This is a genomic window from Shewanella algicola (assembly GCF_014648035.1).
GTDB classification, from domain to species: Bacteria; Pseudomonadota; Gammaproteobacteria; order Enterobacterales; family Shewanellaceae; genus Shewanella; species Shewanella algicola.
The window spans coordinates 77,711-96,194 of record NZ_BMQI01000014.1; the positions used below are offsets into that span (position 1 = coordinate 77,711).

Sequence of the window (18,484 nt, forward strand, 5' to 3'; positions counted from 1 at the left end):
TATGCATTTTCGTCGTCATGCTGGATTTACCTTACTTGAGGTATTACTGGTCGCATTATTAATGGGATTGGTGGCATCGGCTGTCACCATTTCTATGAGTGCTGCAGGACCAGAGCAAGCCCTTAACAAGCAAGCACAACGATTTATATCGGCGACCGAAATGGTGCTGGATGAAAGTGTGCTCAGTGGTCAATTTATCGGCATTGTGATTGACGAAGACCAATATCAATTTGTGTTTTACCGAGAAGGTAAATGGACGGCTGTGGAGCAAGACCGTTTACTTGCGACTCGAGAAATGGATCCCGGGATCGTACTTGATGTTGTGATAGATGGCATGCCATTAGTGCAAGAAGATGAGCAAGACGAATCTTGGTTTGACGATCCATTTATTGACGAAGAGAGCGAAGAAGATAAAAAAAAGCACCCAGAACCGCAAATTTTGCTTTTTCCTAGTGGCGAAATGACGCCGTTTGAACTTAATTTTACCACCGTTACTGACGAACTTAAGCGGATCAATGTATTGGTCGTTGGCGACGCATTAGGACGGCTAACGTTAGGGCGTGTCGATGAGTAGGCCTATTTCTCGTCGTCTAAAAGGATCAATAACAAAAGGTCAGGGCATGACCTTACTCGAGGTGATTGTTGCCTTAGCCGTGTTTTCAATTGCGGCTGTTTCAGTGACCAAAAGTCTAAGTGAACAAATGGCCAATATGCCCATTTTAGAAGAGCGCACTTTGGCGCAATGGGTTGCCAGTAATCAAATGGTTGAAGTGCGATTAACTGGTGCATTTCCCGACATTGGTAAAAAAGAAGGTGAGGTCGAACTTGCAGGGCGTGAATGGTTTTGGCGCCAAGAAGTAGTTAAAACTACCGATGAAAAATTTAGAATGATCAAAGTGAGTGTCAGTGACGATAACCGCTATCAACGTATTGTGGCTCAGGTAAGTAGTTATGTGCACAGCAACGACTAATTACAAAGGGTTTACCTTACTTGAAATGCTCATCGCGATTGCGATTTTTGCCATGTTAGGCCTCGCGGCTAACTCGGTATTATCGACAGTAATGAAAAACGATGAAGTTACCAAAGAGTTTTCTGTTCGGCTTAAAGCATTACAACAAGGCTTTGGTGCATTAGAAAGGGATTTAGGCCAAATGGTGGCGCGCACACCAAGATCATTTGAAGGTGGCCGTGGCAGTCAGTTTTTTCAAGCGGGCAATAATATTCTCGACTCTGATACCCAGGCATTAATGTTTTATCGACTAGGTTGGTTAAACCCTGATGGCATGTTACCTAGAGGCAGTGTGCAGTCGGTTGCCTATGTGGTGCAAGCGGGGCGTTTAGAGCGTTGGTATTATCCATACCCTGACCCCGTTGTTGGTGCGGAGCCATTAAAAAGTTTAGTGATTGACCATGTGTTATCGGTGGAGTATTCGTTTTATATTGATGACAGCTGGCAAACCAAAGTTGATGGCACCGTCATGCCTAAAGGTATTGCCATGGAAATAGAGATTGAGGGTTTAGGAAAAATCCAGCGGCGCTTTTTATTGCCCAAAGGTGCGCCTGCTGAAGGATCTGACGATGATACAAAAGATGACTCAGATGATGAGGGGGCAACCTAATGGGTGGGCAAAAGCAGCGCGGAGTTGCTCTCATTGTGGTCATGCTGATTGTGGCTATGGTTGTTGTTATTGCGACAAACATTACCAGTCGTAACCAACTATCAATGCGGCGCACGCTGAATATGGCGCAATATGACCAAGCATACTGGTATGCCATGTCGGCTGAAGAGCTTGCAATTAAAGTGCTAAAGCAAGATTTTGAAGATGCCGAAGGCACTGTACATTTACAACAATATTGGGCACTGGCTAATGTGGTATTTCCAGCCGAATACGGTGAAATTGTTGGTGAAATAAACGACATGCGCGCTTGCTTTAATGTTAATGCAGTGGGCGAGCCTTCAATAAACACTGAAAATAACCAGCCTAAAATGACATTGGCTGCAAGGCAGTTTCAGGCTATGTTGATTAGCTTAGGCGTTGATGAGTTTGGTGCAGAACAATTAACACAAACATTAAAAGACTATATTGATACCGATTCTGTCTCGAGTGCATACGGTGCCGAAGATGCCGAATATGAATCACGTAATGTGCCCTATCGTGCGGCAAATACCTTGATGCAACATCGCAGTGAATTAAGAGCCGTATTGGGTTTTAATCAAAATGTATATTTAAATATTTTAGATTATGTATGTGCAATACCGGGCGACAGCCGACAGATATTGAATGTCAACACCGTTAAAGTAGAGCAAGCCGCACTACTTGTGGGTATGTTAGAAAACCAAGTATCGATAAGCGAAGCAGAAAGCATTATTAACGAACGCCCCGCAGATGGTTACGGTACGATTGAAGAATTTTGGGAAAGCTCGTCGCTCAGCAGTGTTGAAGCAGAAGATGATCTTAAATCCAGTTTTGTGGTCGACAGCGAGTATTTTCTATTACACGCTGGCGCCAAAGTAGACAACGCAATATTTCGAATGGATAGCGTGCTTAAGCGCAATGGTAACAACTTAGAAGTGCTCACCCGTCAGTACGGTGGCCAACAATAATAACAAGTTCATTGCGTGTAAAAGACGTATTGAGAGTGGTGGAGAATAACAGTGTCTGAACGGCTATTTATCCGATTAGGAAAAACATCAGAACACCCATGTTCATGGTTAGTATGGTCTGAGCAAGAGCAAGAGATTATCGCCTCGGGTGAGTTAGCTGATGCAGCAAGCCTCAGCACGCTTGCTGAGCGTGCAGGTAATCGTCCTGTTGATGTATTGGTACCCGCTGCCAGCATGACATTGACCCAAATTGCTCTACCTGAAAAAGGTCAACGCCAAGCATTAAAGGCGTTACCTTATATGCTCGAAGAAACCCTCGCAACCGATGTCGATAACATGCACTTTGTTGTAGGCCCGCGCGAAGGTGAACAGCTCAATGTTGCTGCCGTTGCTCATGAGCAAATGCAAGCCTGGCTTGCCTGGTTGCAAGAAGCGGGCTTAAAAGTAAAACGCATTGTGCCAGACTGTTTAGCATTACCATTAGAGCAATGCCGCTGGGCTGCAATGAGCTTAGGTAACGAATACTTAATTAGAACATCTGAAGGCAGTGGCATTAGCTTACCTAAAGCCTGGTCGACATTTGCTTTACCGCAACTGGTTAATAACGCAACGGCATTAAACGATAATCAAACGATTAATGTTGCCAGTTACAGCGACGACATCGCAATCGAAGGCGTGCAAGTTGATAATAAACCACTCGACTTGCCGATGATGGTTCTGGCTAAAGGTATTTTAAATGCGCCAATTAACCTATTAAGCGGTATTTATAAGCCCAAGCGTGAATACAGCAAACATCTCATTGTGTGGAAAAATGCCGCCATTATGGTGGTGGTTGCAATAGTGTTGGCACTCATCAATAAAGGGTTGGCGATTCACCAGCTCAACAATGACACCGACCTGTTACGGGCACAAAGCGAAGTGATTTTTAAGCAAGCCGTGCCTGGCGTAAACCGTATTGTCAATTTACGCTCGCAAATGGACAGTGAATTGCGCCGTATGCAAGGCCAAGGTGGTGGCGCAGCATTCTTTGAAATGCTCGACGGCCTTAAGCCAGCATTTAATAAAGTACCAGACTTAAAACCTAACAGTTTACGTTTTGAAGGTAACCGTGAAGAATTGCGCATGCAAATTACCGCGCAAAACTATGCCCAGGTGGACCAGTTTAAAGAAATTGTTGCCAAAGACTTTCAGTTAGAAGGTGGGGCAATGAATAGCACCGATGAAAACGTCACCAGCACTTTAACCTTGAGGACCAAATAATATGGAAAACTTACGTATTTGGTGGCAAGGTTTAGCGACACGAGAGCAACAGCTTGTTGGGTTTTGTGCTGCTATTTTGGTTGTCGGCTTTGTCTATTGGGGCATATGGACACCCATTTCGAATGCACAAATTGACGCTGAGCGCAGCCACAAGGCTGCTCAACAAACGTTAAATTATGTCAAACAAACTGCGAATAAGTTAGCCGGTTTAAAACAGGCAGGTACTAAAGCCAGTGCACGTGGCAGTTTAAGTTCTATTGTCAACCAAACAGCAGGCCAATACCAGCTAGAAATTACCCGTATGCAGCCTCAAGGTGACAAAATTCAAATATGGATGGATGATATCCCATTTGATGTATTATTGGGTTACTTGCACGAATTGGTTGAGCAAAAAGGCTTAACGCTAGACAGCGTGGATTTAGCCGAATCTGATGTAACTGGCTTTGTAAAAGTCAGACGTATTCAGCTTTCACAGTAAGGATTTTTTGTGAGTTTATTTTTTAAAATACTGTTTGGTGTTGTGGTTTATATCATTTTTATGATTGCCTATGTGCCAGCAAACTGGTTGGTTAGCATTGCGCCGTTACCTAACAATGTATTAATCAGTGGCGCTGAAGGCACCTTATGGCAAGGCAAAGCAGCATTAGTGAGTGTCGATAAACGTCAAGTTGAGCATGTTGCCTGGCAATTAAGCCCATGGGGTTTGTTTATGGGCCTGGCTAACATTGACTTTAGCATTGGCAATCGCGCAACACCGGTGAGTGGTAAAGGGAGCCTAACCTGGTCGTTTGCTGGTGTAAGTGGTAAAAATATCCGTCTTGATGTACCCGACAGCTTTTTATTAGCGGGTGCTAGACTACCTTTTAAAACGCAAATAAATGGCGACGTGAGTTTGATGGTTGAGGTGTTGGAGCAGGGGAAACCTTGGTGCGAGCAGCTCAAGGGTAAATTATTTTTAAATAGTACTGATGTTAAAAATCAGTTTGGTATTTATCCGTTAGGTAATATTGCATTGGGGTTAAGTTGCATTGACGGCCAATTACAACTCGCCACAGATGAAACACTAAATGCATTAGGGTTAACAGGTACTGCAATTTTAGGTGAAGGTAACTTAGTAAAAATCAGTGCTAAAATAAAACCAACTGACGCGCAACCACAAGATTTAAGTAAGTCATTACAATTTTTGGGACGTCAAGATAGCCAGGGCTATTATCCTATAAATTACCAAGGCATCGTGCCTGGACTGTAGTGGCAAATCTTAATAAAGCGCGTTGATAGCAATATCAACGCGCTTTTTAGTTAAAGCAATTTAGAGCGAACGCAATAAGTCACTCACCGCCGGAAATTGATTAAATACCGTGTGTGTTTTTTGGCTGTCAGGATTACTAATGCCTAGCTGATAACCTACGCCGGCTCTTTTTGAAGCGGCTAAAATGACTTCACTGTCGTCAACAAACAAACACCTTGCTGGGTCGAGCTTAAATTTATCGAATGCATATTGCCAAAAGTTGGGATGCTCTTTGGGGTAGCCACTTTCGTGGCTCGACAATAACTCGTCCAAACCTTCGGCTAAATTAGTATGAGTGAGCTTTAATGCCAAGCTATGAGGGTGCGCGTTTGTGAATAAAATACGCCGTTTACTTGCGCTCGCAAGCGCTTGTAAAAATGGCATACTGTCTTGACGGATTTTTATTTTATCTGCAGCCGTATGATGCAAAGCCAAAATATCTAAGCCTAAATGCTGTTGCCAATAATCTAAGCAATACCAGTCTAATGTGCCAACGACATTATGATACGCCTGAGTCACTAAATCATTCGCATCATCTAAACTAATTTGCCGTAACAGGCTTAATTGTTGTGGCACTAATTGTAGCCAAAAGTGGTTATCAAAGTGCAAATCTAATAGAGTGCCATCCATATCAAGAAGCACTGTGTCTATCTTATGCCAAGGAAACATGCAAATTCCGGTTGTAGAATATACGTAGGATAGTAATATTGTATCTTGTCTTTATTAATTCGTCACATGGGGCTGCAATGACACAGCGGCATGAAAAGCCGGAAATCCTGCACACTGAGATCGTTGCCAAAAGCCGATTGTTTCAAATTGAGCAGGTTCATCTGAAGTTTTCAAATGGCGTAGAACGCCAATATGAAAGAATGAAAGGCGGTAGCAGAGGTGCAGTTATGATTGTGCCTATCCACGACGGTAAACTGTTACTCGCCAGTGAGTACGCTGCGGGCACCGATAATTACGAGTTAGGTTTTCCTAAAGGGTTGATCGACCCAGGCGAAACCGCCATTGAAGCTGCCAACCGTGAGCTACAAGAAGAGATTGGCTTTGGCAGCCATAAGCTGACACTGTTAAAAGAGTTGTCACTTGCTCCCGGTTATTTTTCAAGCAAAATGCAGATCTTTGTGGCTGAGCAACTTTACCCAAGTCGTTTAGAAGGTGATGAACCTGAGCCAATCGATATCATTCCTTGGCCATTAACAGATTGGCAAGCTCTGCTTGATAATGCTGATTTTTCAGAGTCTCGTAGCGTAAGCGCTTTATTTTTAACCCAACAATACCTCGCTTCAACAGAGCAGACAAAATAAGCGTTAACAGTGACATCATTGACTATATTTTATTGATGTACGCACAAATTTAGGCAAACAACCGCGACATAAAGGGACGAATTGTTCCCCTTATAAGGCCATCCTTATCGAACTCAGCGATTGGAGTAGTAATGAAGCCAGAAGATGTAATTGAGCAAGTTATTGATATAGCGACAGAAGCCGGCAAAAAAATCCGTGAGATTTACCTCGAAGGGACTTTTAAGCGAGAAGTGAAATCTGATAATACTCCTGTCACTTCAGCAGATTTAGCTGCCAATGATATTATTTGCAGTCAGCTAGCGGCATTAACACCCGACATTCCTATTTTAAGCGAAGAAGCTGCCGACATTCCTTTAAGTGATCGCGAAACCTGGAAGCGTTACTGGCTTGTTGACCCGCTTGACGGTACCGGTGAATTTATTGCAGGCAGTGGTGATTTCTCTGTCATTATTGCGCTGGTTGAACACAACCGTCCGATAATGGGCATTGTGTATGTCCCGATGACTCAAGTGTGCTATTACGCTATAGCAGGGCTTGGGGCATATAAACGTGATGGCAAAAATGAACTGCGTATTACCAGTAAACAGATAGCAAACGGTGAAACTGACAATATTCGTTTAGCGGTAAGTCGTCGCCAAGATCCACAATCCGTTTTGAAGTTACTGAATAAACCTAATCATTGCGAATTAGTGGTGATGGGTGGTGCAGCCTTAAAGAGTTGCTTAGTCGCTGAAGGCCGCGCTGATTGTTATGTGCGTTTAGGCCCAACGGGTGAGTGGGATACCGGCGCTGCACAGATTATTATTGAAGAAGCAGGCGGTGCGCTCATTGATATAAACTTACAACCATTAACGTATAACGAGCGGGAAAGCTTGGAAAACCCTAATTTTATCGTTGTAGGTAGCCCCAATTTACCGTGGGATATCTTACTTACAACCTAAGCGTGTCGGTTGGTAAATATATTTTATGTAGCATATTGCTTTTATATTGACGTGTGAATATTGTATCTCAATTGTTAATAAGCTGTTTTATTGAGAGCAAGGCACATGAGACACAAAGGAATGTATACTGCTTCAACTTCGATGTTATTAATCCTCGGAGCGATTGGATTGACAGGTTGTGGAGGTGGTAGTGATGATAGTTCACCTGACAGCGGTGGCGGCACACCAGATGGCCGCCTAACTGGCGATGTTGTTTATTACGCCGCAGCGTGTGATGTCACACAGCCAGCGGTGGGAACTGACATTATTGTACATCGTAAAGATGGCAGTATTTTAAGCCAATCAAAAATACCTTCAACGGGTAAGTTTGATATCGCTTGGCCGAGTGAGGCTTATCATTTTTCATATGCTCAGACCATCAACGATGAGTTGTTCGTGAACAGTCTGCTTAATGTTGTTGCGGGTGATATCGGCATTGTGGGTGGACGTAATAGTAACCTTGACTCGGCGTGCTCTTGCACTGACTTTAATTTTTCGTTCGATGATATTTACTTCGCTTACAATGGCTATACCGTTTACCTTAATGGCGACAACAAGACGAGACGTGCCAACGTTTGTAAAAAAGATGGTCAATACCCTCCAGTTAATTTAGTCCTCACTCCCAGCCATGATGATGGGCTAACATCCTATGCGGCACAAATCGATGTTAACAATTATGCTGCCAATCGCACTATATATGTTGACCCCTCTATATTTGAAAACGCCGCTAATGAAAGTGTTTTACTCGATGCTGTATTAAGCAGTGCCAACAGTAATATTGAATACCCAGATTTTAGAACATTTTCAGAAACAGATTATGGCCGAGCAAACTGGATTTCATGGATGATGTCGCCGCATGTTTTCCCTGGACTCTTTGATAATAACTTCATTACTTCATCTCATTTTGATTACTTAGGAGGCGATGCTTACGGCGAGGTATATTATTACACCAGTCGGCGTCATCGCGTAACCGATCCAGGCGATACTCAAATTGTCCAATTACAGCAAAACCAGCAAAAAATGCTGCAAAGTACAGATGCAATTTTAACTAGCTTTAGTGAAGACGGTGCCAGTAATTATGATTTTACGGGGATAGGGACAGGTAAAACCTTACTTCAGGTTAATTTTGGTCAAAACGGCATTGCGCACTGGACAATTGAAGCCCCCTTAAAAGGGACGTTTCCAGATTTGGATTTACCAACAAATTTACAAACACCGTTTGAGCAAATTACCCAAGCGAATTTATCGGTAATGATTTATGGCTACTTTAGTCATTCGTCGAGCCAGTATAATCAATTCCGTACAAAAGCAGTCGAAATACAACGCGCTGATTTGAAAACTCGGTCAGATTTTTATGATAATTATGTTATTGAACAAATTTCTGTAGATATTTATTAAGCCTACAAACAAACGCCCTCAAAAGAGGGCGTTATTTTTTTAGGCTGTTTTACGAGCGTCTAACCATTGATGAATGGCTTGCCTGTCACCTTGAAATATAACCCGATCGCGCTTCTTTTCTAATTGAAACTCATACATAGGGTCATAGTAAACGTCTAATAGCAAACTTATCCAGTCTAGATGTTTGCTGGCATCATTTTGACTTTGTTGCTGTAATAGAGCCTCATCAACAAGCTGTTGAAGCTGCTGATGTTGCTTTCCGCCCAAGCGTTTACGAATACCCGTTAAGCTTTGGGTGAGATAGTGGCTAAATGCTTCAAACCCGTCTTGCTCACCAAATTTAACAACATAATCAGCCAACTTATCGGTGATATAGTCTTTGAGTAACCGAGGTAAGCGAATATCTCTGGGTTCATCGAGTAATACAATATCTGCTTGTTGCATCGCTTGATAAAAAGCGTGCGGTAATGCCGACCGACCAATCAGATAGCTTTCATCTTCAAGTAGTAAATGGCGATGTTGCAGCTGTTGATGCTTGAGTAATGAAACCGCAAGGTTATTTTCAAAATTGATTTGTGTCGGCTGTGGCTCAATGTTTTTGCCAAAACTTGAGCCTTTATGGTTTGCGATACCTTCTAAATCAACCGACTCATCGCGCTGATGTATCAACTCTGTTTTACCACTACCAGTAATACCACTTAATATCAGCATACTGGTTTGTTTTGGTGCATTGTCGATAGCACCGATTAAAAAACTGCGCATTGCCTTATAGCCGCCTTGGATAAAAGGCACATTCATGCCTGCATCTTTTATCCATTGCTGGGATAGCTTTGAACGTAATCCACCTCTAAAACAATATAAATAACTTTCAGGGTGTTGTGACAATTGAGCTTGCCATGCTTCTATTCGCGCTTGCTTCACTTTACCGGCGACCAATTGGTGGCCTAGTGCGATGGCGGCATCCTGGCCATGTTGTTTATAGCAAGTGCCGACTTTAGTGCGCTCATTATCTTGCATTAATGGCAAATTAACCGAATGCGAAAAAGCACCTTTAGTAAACTCCACTGGTGCTCGCACATCAATTAATGGTCTGTTTTCAAGTAATAACCGGCCATATTCAGAGCTGGAGATAATGTCACCCATTAAATTAGCTCGATGAGAGTATCATCGCCAGTACCAACCGGCGTGAACTCGACCATTGAACCAATACACATCGCTTGTATATTATTTGCCGTTAACAATGCTTGTAGTTCAGCTTCGCTTTCTGCGTTTACTGCCACTAATAAACCACCGCTGGTTTGCGGATCGCACAAAATGGCTTTTTGGTCATCGGTGAGTTGCGGTAAATGTTCACCGTAACTGTCAAAGTTACGATGGGTGCCGCCCGGCACGCAGTCTTGCGCTAAGTAATCAGCAACCTTTGGCAGTAAAGGTACGTTATGTAATGCAAGGTTAGCTTTGAGTTTTGCTCCTTGGCACACTTCAATTAAATGGCCTGCCAAACCAAACCCTGTGACATCCGTTAACGCATTCACACCGGTAATTTTTGCGATTTCAATACCAATAGTATTAAGCTGACACATAGCTTGTGGGGCAATGTGACTGTCCTCGTCTCGTAATTTCTTTTGTTTTTGCGCCGTGGTCAAAATACCAATACCAATTGGTTTGGTGAGGTATAAGCGATCGCCAGCTTTTGCCGTGTTATTTTGCTTGAGTAATTCTAATGGGATTTGCCCCGTTACGGCTAAACCAAAAATCGGTTCAGGTGCATCAATACTGTGGCCACCGGCAAGCATTATGCCTGCATCAGCACAAGCTTGGCGCCCACCATCAACCACTTGTTGGGCAACCTCTGGGGGGAGAACATTGACTGGCCAACCTAAAATTGCAATAGCCATAATAGGTGTGCCACCCATGGCGTAGATATCACTAATCGCATTAGTTGCTGCAATACGACCAAAAGTGAAAGGGTCATCAACAATAGGCATGAAAAAGTCAGTAGTACTAATAATGCCAGTTTGTTCATTGAGCTTATACACGGCGGCATCATCACGGGTTTGATTACCGACAAGTAAGTTAGGGTCAGTAAAAACGGGGAGTTGTGAGGCCAAAATAGTGCTTAGGATTTTAGGAGAAATTTTACAGCCGCAACCGGCGCCATGACTATATTCGGTTAATTTTACTGTTTGCTCAGACATAATAGGGTGATCTTTAGACGGCGTATTGAGCAGCAATTATAATCACTATTAGGCAGAATATCTTGTGTTTTAGTCATTTATACAATCTAGTTATTACTTTATGTTCGATAAAATAAATTATTGTGAACATTGTTTTTTATTTTGTTTGCTGTTAGCTTATCACTCATCAAGACAAATGATGTTAGGTAACTACAGTGGCAAGACGTAAAGAGCACACTCATGAGCAAATTAAACATATGGCAATCGAAGCCGTTGTCATGCATTTGCAACATGACAACCTTCATTCTTTGAGTCTGCGAAAAGTGGCTAGTCAAATTGGTTATGTGCCGAGTACCTTAATAAATATTTTTGGCAGTTATCAGTATTTATTATTGGCTGTATCAGAACAGACTTTGGTGAATCTATCTGCGGTGCTTCAAGGGTTAACATTGCAGGCGCCGATAACGAATATTCAAAATATGGCAATGGCTTATAGTGATTTTGCTCTACAACATAAAAGCTGTTTTCGGTTGGTGTTTGAATTAACGATGCCAGACGATCAGCCTTTACCGCAAAACCACACCACGATTGTTAAATCATTATTTGCTTTAGTGGAGTCGCAATTACGCAGTTATTGTACAAACATTAGTGAACCACAAGCAGAATTGATGAGCCGAGTGCTTTGGGGCGGTATTCATGGGTTAACGACTTTAGCCTTAGATGAAAAGCTATTTGCAACGCACAATGACTTACACACTATGTTGTGCAGTCATGTACAAGGATATATTGCTGGTATAAGCAAAACAGGGAGTTTGCATGATATTAACTAAACGCTTTTTACCTTATTTTGTGACTCTGTGTTTAGGGGCGCTAAATGATAACTTTTACAAAAATGTCTTGTTATTACTAGTGACCTACAGTCAGCTTAATGCATTACCTATCGACGTTAACTTGTTTGTCAATTTAGCCGCTGGCGTGTTCATTTTACCGTTTTTCTTGTTTTCAGCTCATGCGGGTATCGTGGCTGATAACATGAACAAAGCAAAATTGATCCGGCGGTTAAAGCTTTTAGAGCTAATCATCATGTCCACAGCTGCGGTCGCGATAATTAGTCAGAGTTATATGGTGATGTTGTTTCTGTTGTTTTTAACCGGTAGCCAATCTGCTTATTTTGGTCCGGTTAAATACTCATTATTACCGCAAGCGCTGAGCGAGGCGGAATTAGTCAAAGGTAATGCCTTAGTTGAAATGGGCACCTTTTTGTCGATTCTTATTGGTACATTAAGTGCTGGCTTAGTGGTAGCGAATGAAAATGGTTTAACCTGGGCAGCGATTATTGTGTCGGTGCTTGCTATGGCGGGTTACCTTTCCAGTCGAGCTATTCCTTCTTTGCCAGCACAAGGTGAACTTAACCCAAATAAGTTTTCTTTATTTTCTGGTACCTTACGCTGTATTAATAAAGCACGTGAAACAAAGTCAATTTGGATGGCAATTTTAGCCATCAGTTGGTTTTGGTTTTTAGGTGCCACTTATCTGACTCAATTTCCTAATTTTGCCAAGTTGCATTTGCACGCTGATGCTACCGTCGTGTCTTTGTTGTTGGCGTTGTTTTCTGTCGGCATTGCCGTTGGCTCTTTTGTGTGTGAACGTTTTTCGTTTGGCCATGTTGAACTAGGTCTGTTGCCGTTTGGGGTATTGGGACTCAGTGTATTTAGCTTCGACATGATAGGCGCAATCCCGCTACAAGTGGTTGAGCCTGGTTTTGTGTATAGCTTTGAGTCTTTTATTAGCAATACTCAGCATTATCGAGTCATGATTGATCTGTTTTTGGTTGGGTTAAGTGGTGGGGTATTTATTGTACCTTTATATGCGTTTATTCAAACCCGCGCAGAAAAACAAGAGTGCGCTCAAGCCATTGCGGCTAACAACATTATTAATGCGTTGTTTATGGTGGGCTCTGCAATACTCTCAATCGTATTACTCGGGGTATTAAATTGGACAATTCCTGAGTTATTTATGTTAATTGGCATAATGAATTTAGCGGTATTGTTGTATGTTTACTCACAGGTGCCTGAGTTCACCCAGCGGTTTATCAGCTATTTGCTCAGCCACGTGATGTATCGCGTTAATGTGAATGGAAGACAGCACATTCCGGCGCAAGGAGCAGGGATCATTGTCAGTAACCATGTGAGTTATGTTGATGCATTAATCATTATGGGAGCTTCAACGCGGCCTATTCGGTTTGTAATGGATAAGTCCATCAGCGAAATTCCACTTTTAAGGTACTTATTTAGGCATGCAGGGGTGATTCCTATCTGCTCACCTAAAAAGTGTGAAGCCACCTATGAAAGTGCATTTGAACAGATCCACCAGGCATTAGCCAATGACGAGCTGGTGTGTATATTTCCAGAAGGTCGGTTAACGCCAGACGGTGAAATAGGTGAGTTTAGACCAGGAATTGAAAAGATATTACAGCGCGACCCAGTACCCGTAATACCACTTGCACTTAATGGGTTATGGGGCTCGTACTTTAGTCATAAAGGCGGACATGCATTAACGACCAAACCTACTCGTTTTTGGTCTAGAGTGAAAGTGAATATCACCGCACCCGTAGTGGGAGAGACAACTAGCCGCATGGCATTGCAAAAGCAGGTGACACAACAATTTGACATGAACCAGTAGATAAACAAAAAGGCCATCTGGATTAACTCAGATAGCCTTTTTAGTGTTACTTCACTTACTGGGCGTAAGCTGCGGTTAAGCTTTTCCATTGACGCTGCCTTTCTAAAAACTGGCTGCGTAAGTGTTGCACTTGTTGTTTAAGATTATGATCGGCTAATTGTTTACGTTTGGCTTCAATTAAGCTCTTTTTCGCTTGATAGTATTCAAGCAAATGTTGCTTCATTAAATCGTATTCAGCTTGAAACTTTTCAATAATTTCATCGCAGTTAGGTAAATGTGCTACCTGATTTTGCGCGTGTAAAAGTTGCATCTGCAAACGTGCACTTTCAATACGCTCTTGCGGCACTTTTCGCAGGTTAGTGGCTAAGCCAACCCAGCTCATCGCTTTGATTAACCATTTGGTTGGATCGTAATCCCACCACTTAATGCCATTACGATAATCGTTTTCAAAAATATGGTGAAAATTGTGATAACCCTCGCCATATGTTAATAACGCTAAAAAGGCATTATCGCGCGCAGTGTTTTTATCTGTGTACGGCTGTTTACCCCAAATGTGGGCTAAAGAGTTAATAAAGAAGGTGCAGTGATGTACTACCACTAAGCGTAATAAACCTGCCATTAACACCATCGACAGTATGTCACCGTTTAACCAACCTAAAAATGCTGGTAAACCAATGTTCATCAAAATGACTAAAGCTAAGTAGTGTTTATGTTGCCACATAACGATACGGTCGTTTTGTAAGTCGCGTACGTTATTGTAATCGCTGTAACGACTGGCTTGATATTCACGTAGCATCCAGCCTATGTGACTATACCAAAAACCCATTTTAGCCGAGTACGGATCTTTATCATTATTATCAACATGTTTGTGGTGTATACGATGGTCACTACACCAATGTAAAGCACTGTTCTGCAGTGCTAATGCGCCACCTAAGGCGTATAAAAAACGAACCGCAGGGTGGGCCTTATATGCTTTATGAGACCATAATCTATGGTAGCCGGCGGTAATCGATAAACCACTAGCGTAAGCAAAAACAACAAATGCAATCCATTCAATGCCGTCAAAGCCATGGGTGAAGCCACGCCAAGGGATTAATACCACAGCGCCAATTAAGGTAATGGCAAATAGCAGGGTATTAAGCCAAATGATTGGAGGTTTTTTCATTTAATAAGATTCCAATAATAGGTTATAGCAAGTTGAGCGTACATTTGTACGCTAATTTAACTTAGTCGATAGGGACGGGTCAAGTTTAACAGGGCTGTGTTTCTGTTTTAAAAACGGTATTATCTGTTGCTAAATGTTGACTGAATGGATTAGTAAATGGGTGTTAGAGCACAACAAAAGGAAAAAACGCGTCGTGCATTAGTGGATGCAGCTTTTAATCAATTAAGCGCAGAACGCAGTTTTTCGAGTTTAAGTTTGCGTGAAGTTGCACGCGAAGCAGGTATTGCTCCCACTTCTTTCTATCGTCATTTTAAAGACATGAACGAACTTGGATTAACCATGGTTGATGAAGGTGGTTTAACCTTGCGCCAAATGATGCGCAAAGGTCGTCAACGTGCAGAAGCCGGTGGCAGTGTCATCCGTATTTCAGTCGATACCTTTATTGAAGTATTAGAATCAAATCCAAACGTATTTCGTATTTTATTACATGAACGCTCAGGAACATCTGCCGCGTTTAGAGCTGCAGTTGAGCGTGAGATAGAACACTTTATTTCAGAGCTCGCGCATTACACTGAAGCGCAAGCCAACCGCACGCCTGAACTTGCTCGAGCACAGGCTGAAGCATTAGTTATTTTAGTGTTTAATGCTGGAGCATCGGCGTTAGATTTAAAACGTAGTGAGCGAAAGGCGTTAGCTGATCAGCTTGTATTACAGCTGCGCATGGTGGCAACGGGCGCAGAAGCGTTACAGCAAAAAATGGACAATCGTACCTAAGAGTTTTCTGTATTGTAGATACAACAAGGACGCAATGAATGCGCCCTCGTTGTATCTAGCAAATCGCGCTGAGTTATTTACGCACAAGCAACACACCTGACTCCATATGGTCGGTATATGGGAATTGGTCAAATAATGCAAAGCGGCTAATTTCATGGGTTTCGCTTAGCGTAAGCAAGTTGTCTTTTAAGGTTTCAGGATTACACGAAATATATAAAATTCGCTCATAGCCTTGTACTAACTTTAACGTTTCCAGGTCAATACCTGCGCGTGGCGGGTCAACAAAGATGGTATTGCAATCATAACTGTCTAAATCAATTCCTTCTAAGCGTCGATATTGACGTTTTTTCGCCATCGCGTCGCTAAAGTCTTCTGCCGACATACGAATAATCTGAACATTATCCACTTTATTGATAGCAATATTGTATTGAGCGGCATCAACAGATGGCTTAGCTAATTCCGTGGCTAATACTCGGTTAAAGTTTTGTGCTAATGCAATGGTAAAATTACCATTGCCACAATACAGTTCCAGTAAGTCACCTTGGCTTTGTTTAGTTACATCTATCGCCCATTCGAGCATTTTTACTGATACTTTTGCATTCGGCTGAGTAAAGCTGTTTTCAATTTGCTTGTACTGTAATGTTTGTTGATTAACCGTTAACGACTCGACCACAAAGTCTTTGTCTAAGTCGATTTTCTGCTTGCGAGCTCGGCCAATAATATTGACATTAAACTGTGTCGCTAACTTAGCTTTTAATTGAGTCGCTTGCTCGCGCCATTCATCATCAAGCTGACGATGATAGAGCAGTGACACTAAGATCTCACCACTAAGCGTTGACAAAAAATCTATCTGAAATAGCTTGTGACGTAATGCTGGATTAGGCTTTAATTCTTCTATAATTGCCGCCATCATTTGATTAATCAGTAACCCTGCTGGTAAATATTGGTCACAACGCACTTTTGCATTCAGTGCTTTATCAAACATGTAGTAATATAAGTCATCGCCTTCATGCCACATTCTAAATTCGGCACGCATACGATAATGCATAGGTTCAGAAGCAAAGATTTCTAGCGCTGGTGGATTGAAATCGGCAAAGGCCTGTTCAAGCTTGATGCGCTTTTGTTGTAATTGTGCATCGTAGTTTTTAGGATCCATTGCAGCTAAATTCATATCGTCCACCTAAGACTGTAAAAAAGGGCGCAAATATTATACTAAATGACACTGATGTCTAGTATTACGAGCCTAATGATAAAATGACATAACAATAAATATTGAGCAGATTCATCTTTGGAGCCCATATTGTCTGGACCTATATTAGTATTTGATTCTGGCATCGGCGGATTGTCGGTCATGAATGAAATTAGAAAACAGCTACCTCAGCATGACTATTGCTATCTGTTTGATAATGCCCGTTTGCCATATGGCAACTTGTCAGAACAAGAGCTGATCAGTGGTTGTATTGCATTAATAACCCAGCAAGTTAAACGCCTCAATGCCAGTATAGTGATCGTTGCATGTAATACTGCAAGTACACTCGTACTGCCTCAATTGCGCCAGTCACTTACTATTCCAATTGTTGGCGTTGTACCAGCAATCAAACCTGCAGCAATGTTATCGCAAAAGAAACACATAGGTTTGCTGGCTACACCAGGAACAGTGAAACGAGATTACACTCAAGAGCTTATCAATCAATTCGCTGAAGATTGTCGAGTCGAATTGTTTGGAACATCTGAACTCGTGTTATTAGCTGAACAACATGTAGCACGTCAAACTATCGATAAAAATAAGTTAAAAGCTATCCTACTACCAATTATTGAATCTGATATAGATGTATTGGTATTAGGTTGTACACACTTTCCGATGATTGCTACTGAAATTAGTGATTGCATAGGAGCTGGTGTGACATTATTAGATTCGGGTGAGGCAATAGCGAAGCGGGTCAGCTTTTTGCTTTCGAAAGAACATTACGGCAGTAAGCAATTACAAACATGTTATACAGCAGAAATTAGTGAAGGGCTTAAAGAAGCATTAGTCGATTATGGCTTTAGTGATTTTTCGCTGGTAACCATAACCGACTAACGATATCGCTAGCTCACTTATTACGAATTCTGGCTACTATCAGAGTCAGATTCTTGTGATTTAGCTTCTCTTACTTTTAAAGTACGTTCTTGGAAGCTGTAGTCATTCAGCTTAGCCATTGCCTTTTGAGCTCCAGCTTCAGACATTTCAACAAAACCAAATCCTTTACGACGACCCGTCTTGCGGTCACGAACCAAACGCACCGAGTTAACCGGACCATATTCACCAAATAAAGCTTTCACTTCACCTTCGTGCACACGGTAAGGTAAGTTACCTACATACAGTGTCATCGTTGGACCAACATAAGGTTCATCAGCAGAGTTTGCTGAACTTGTTGGCATAAAGGTAAAAATCAACGTTGCCACTACTACACCAGCAATAAACGCTACAGAAGAAGATGCACCGCCAAACTGAGAAAAAACAAAAGCGCCAAGAAGCGCCGCAATCAAAACAATCACGAATGATTTCTGCATAAAATAATCTCTAATGAATATAAAAATGATAAATAACTGTTAAAAACCGTTACATAGTAATTAAATTTTGCCAGATACACCAGACTACTGTTGAAAAATTGAGCTCAAAATTAACTTAAATATCAGAAATAACCATTTTGTGATCTAGCTAAAGGTGCTTCTTTAAGCAAAAAACTCAAAAAAGAAACGATCTGAACAAAAGTTCAACGTTCGAAACTATTATTAATTAAAAGCGCTTGCACTAAATCTTAAGCTGCCTATAATGCGCATCCACTGACACGGCAGACAGCG

Annotated in this window: 20 protein-coding genes; 14 read left to right on the top strand and 6 right to left on the bottom strand. The window is 41.9% G+C overall.

From position 1 onward, the window contains the following. Nucleotide 1: 1 nt before the first annotated feature. Genes gspH through IEY42_RS08110 form a run of 7 tightly spaced genes read left to right on the top strand, consistent with a single transcriptional unit; the run spans nt 2 to nt 5,115 of the window. Nucleotides 2-574, top strand: coding sequence for a type II secretion system minor pseudopilin GspH (gspH, locus tag IEY42_RS08080; RefSeq protein WP_188924782.1), 573 nt, complete (start codon nt 2-4; stop codon nt 572-574). Next, complete coding sequence (gspI, locus tag IEY42_RS08085; RefSeq protein ID WP_275974556.1) at nt 567-971, top strand: type II secretion system minor pseudopilin GspI; 405 nt, start codon at nt 567-569, stop codon at nt 969-971. Before gspH ends, gspI begins: the two co-directional genes overlap by 8 nt. Then, the gene (gene gspJ / locus IEY42_RS08090; protein ID WP_188924783.1) at nt 952-1,620 is read left to right on the top strand and encodes a type II secretion system minor pseudopilin GspJ; all 669 of its coding nucleotides are present in this window, start codon (nt 952-954) and stop codon (nt 1,618-1,620) included. Before gspI ends, gspJ begins: the two co-directional genes overlap by 20 nt. Next, nucleotides 1,620-2,606, top strand: coding sequence for a type II secretion system minor pseudopilin GspK (gene gspK / locus IEY42_RS08095; RefSeq protein WP_188924784.1), 987 nt, complete (start codon nt 1,620-1,622; stop codon nt 2,604-2,606). Before gspJ ends, gspK begins: the two co-directional genes overlap by 1 nt. Before the next feature lie 51 nt (nt 2,607-2,657). Further along, complete coding sequence (gene gspL / locus IEY42_RS08100) at nt 2,658-3,866, top strand: type II secretion system protein GspL (protein ID WP_188924785.1); 1,209 nt, start codon at nt 2,658-2,660, stop codon at nt 3,864-3,866. A gap of 1 nt (nt 3,867) precedes the next feature. After that, complete coding sequence (locus IEY42_RS08105; RefSeq protein WP_188924786.1) at nt 3,868-4,344, top strand: type II secretion system protein M; 477 nt, start codon at nt 3,868-3,870, stop codon at nt 4,342-4,344. Between the two features lie 9 nt (nt 4,345-4,353). After that, nucleotides 4,354-5,115: a type II secretion system protein N gene (locus IEY42_RS08110; protein WP_188924787.1), complete on the top strand. Its 762-nt coding sequence runs from the start codon at nt 4,354-4,356 to the stop codon at nt 5,113-5,115. Between the two features lie 60 nt (nt 5,116-5,175). Here IEY42_RS08110 and yrfG read toward each other — a convergent pair whose 3' ends face one another. Next, the gene (gene yrfG, locus IEY42_RS08115) at nt 5,176-5,823 is read right to left on the bottom strand and encodes a GMP/IMP nucleotidase (protein ID WP_188924788.1); all 648 of its coding nucleotides are present in this window, start codon (nt 5,821-5,823) and stop codon (nt 5,176-5,178) included. Between the two features lie 77 nt (nt 5,824-5,900). Here yrfG and nudE point away from each other — a divergent pair, with 77 nt between their 5' ends. From nudE to IEY42_RS08130, 3 genes are all read left to right on the top strand, one after another. Then, nucleotides 5,901-6,464, top strand: coding sequence for an ADP compounds hydrolase NudE (nudE, locus tag IEY42_RS08120; protein ID WP_188924789.1), 564 nt, complete (start codon nt 5,901-5,903; stop codon nt 6,462-6,464). A gap of 131 nt (nt 6,465-6,595) precedes the next feature. Beyond that, nucleotides 6,596-7,405 carry a 3'(2'),5'-bisphosphate nucleotidase CysQ gene (cysQ, locus tag IEY42_RS08125; RefSeq protein ID WP_188924790.1) on the top strand — a complete coding sequence of 270 codons (810 nt, stop codon included), beginning with the start codon at nt 6,596-6,598 and terminating at the stop codon, nt 7,403-7,405. Nucleotides 7,406-7,510: 105 nt separating this feature from the next. Then, nucleotides 7,511-8,842 carry a hypothetical protein gene (locus tag IEY42_RS08130; protein ID WP_188924791.1) on the top strand — a complete coding sequence of 444 codons (1,332 nt, stop codon included), beginning with the start codon at nt 7,511-7,513 and terminating at the stop codon, nt 8,840-8,842. 39 nt (nt 8,843-8,881) lie between these two features. Here the strand turns inward: IEY42_RS08130 and mnmH are convergent, their stop codons facing one another. Both mnmH and selD read right to left on the bottom strand, forming a co-directional pair. After that, on the bottom strand, nt 8,882-9,985 hold the full coding sequence (mnmH, locus tag IEY42_RS08135) for a tRNA 2-selenouridine(34) synthase MnmH (protein WP_188924792.1): 1,104 nt from the start codon (nt 9,983-9,985) through the stop codon (nt 8,882-8,884). After that, nucleotides 9,985-11,040 (bottom strand): selenide, water dikinase SelD, encoded by a 1,056-nt coding sequence (gene selD, locus IEY42_RS08140; RefSeq protein WP_188924793.1) that lies wholly within the window; start codon nt 11,038-11,040, stop codon nt 9,985-9,987. The genes mnmH and selD overlap by 1 nt, the downstream gene beginning before the upstream one ends. A gap of 194 nt (nt 11,041-11,234) precedes the next feature. Here selD and IEY42_RS08145 point away from each other — a divergent pair, with 194 nt between their 5' ends. Continuing rightward, on the top strand, nt 11,235-11,849 hold the full coding sequence (locus tag IEY42_RS08145) for a TetR/AcrR family transcriptional regulator (RefSeq protein WP_188924794.1): 615 nt from the start codon (nt 11,235-11,237) through the stop codon (nt 11,847-11,849). After that, nucleotides 11,836-13,701 (top strand): MFS transporter, encoded by a 1,866-nt coding sequence (locus IEY42_RS08150; RefSeq protein WP_188924795.1) that lies wholly within the window; start codon nt 11,836-11,838, stop codon nt 13,699-13,701. The genes IEY42_RS08145 and IEY42_RS08150 overlap by 14 nt, the downstream gene beginning before the upstream one ends. Nucleotides 13,702-13,756: 55 nt before the next feature. Here the strand turns inward: IEY42_RS08150 and IEY42_RS08155 are convergent, their stop codons facing one another. Continuing rightward, nucleotides 13,757-14,866: an acyl-CoA desaturase gene (locus tag IEY42_RS08155; RefSeq protein ID WP_188924796.1), complete on the bottom strand. Its 1,110-nt coding sequence runs from the start codon at nt 14,864-14,866 to the stop codon at nt 13,757-13,759. Between the two features lie 156 nt (nt 14,867-15,022). Here IEY42_RS08155 and fabR point away from each other — a divergent pair, with 156 nt between their 5' ends. Next, nucleotides 15,023-15,640, top strand: coding sequence for an HTH-type transcriptional repressor FabR (gene fabR / locus IEY42_RS08160; RefSeq protein WP_188924797.1), 618 nt, complete (start codon nt 15,023-15,025; stop codon nt 15,638-15,640). A 73-nt stretch (nt 15,641-15,713) separates the two neighbouring features. Here the strand turns inward: fabR and trmA are convergent, their stop codons facing one another. After that, on the bottom strand, nt 15,714-16,811 hold the full coding sequence (trmA, locus tag IEY42_RS08165) for a tRNA (uridine(54)-C5)-methyltransferase TrmA (protein WP_188924798.1): 1,098 nt from the start codon (nt 16,809-16,811) through the stop codon (nt 15,714-15,716). Nucleotides 16,812-16,940: 129 nt separating this feature from the next. On the opposite strand from trmA, the gene murI reads away from it, so the two are divergent. Next, a complete protein-coding gene (murI, locus tag IEY42_RS08170) occupies nt 16,941-17,720 on the top strand; it encodes a glutamate racemase (RefSeq protein ID WP_188924799.1) in 780 nt (259 codons plus the stop codon). Nucleotides 17,721-17,740: 20 nt separating this feature from the next. On the opposite strand, the gene IEY42_RS08175 is transcribed toward murI, so the two are convergent. Then, on the bottom strand, nt 17,741-18,193 hold the full coding sequence (locus IEY42_RS08175) for an RNA recognition motif domain-containing protein (RefSeq protein WP_188924800.1): 453 nt from the start codon (nt 18,191-18,193) through the stop codon (nt 17,741-17,743). Between the last annotated feature and the right edge of the window lie 291 nt (nt 18,194-18,484).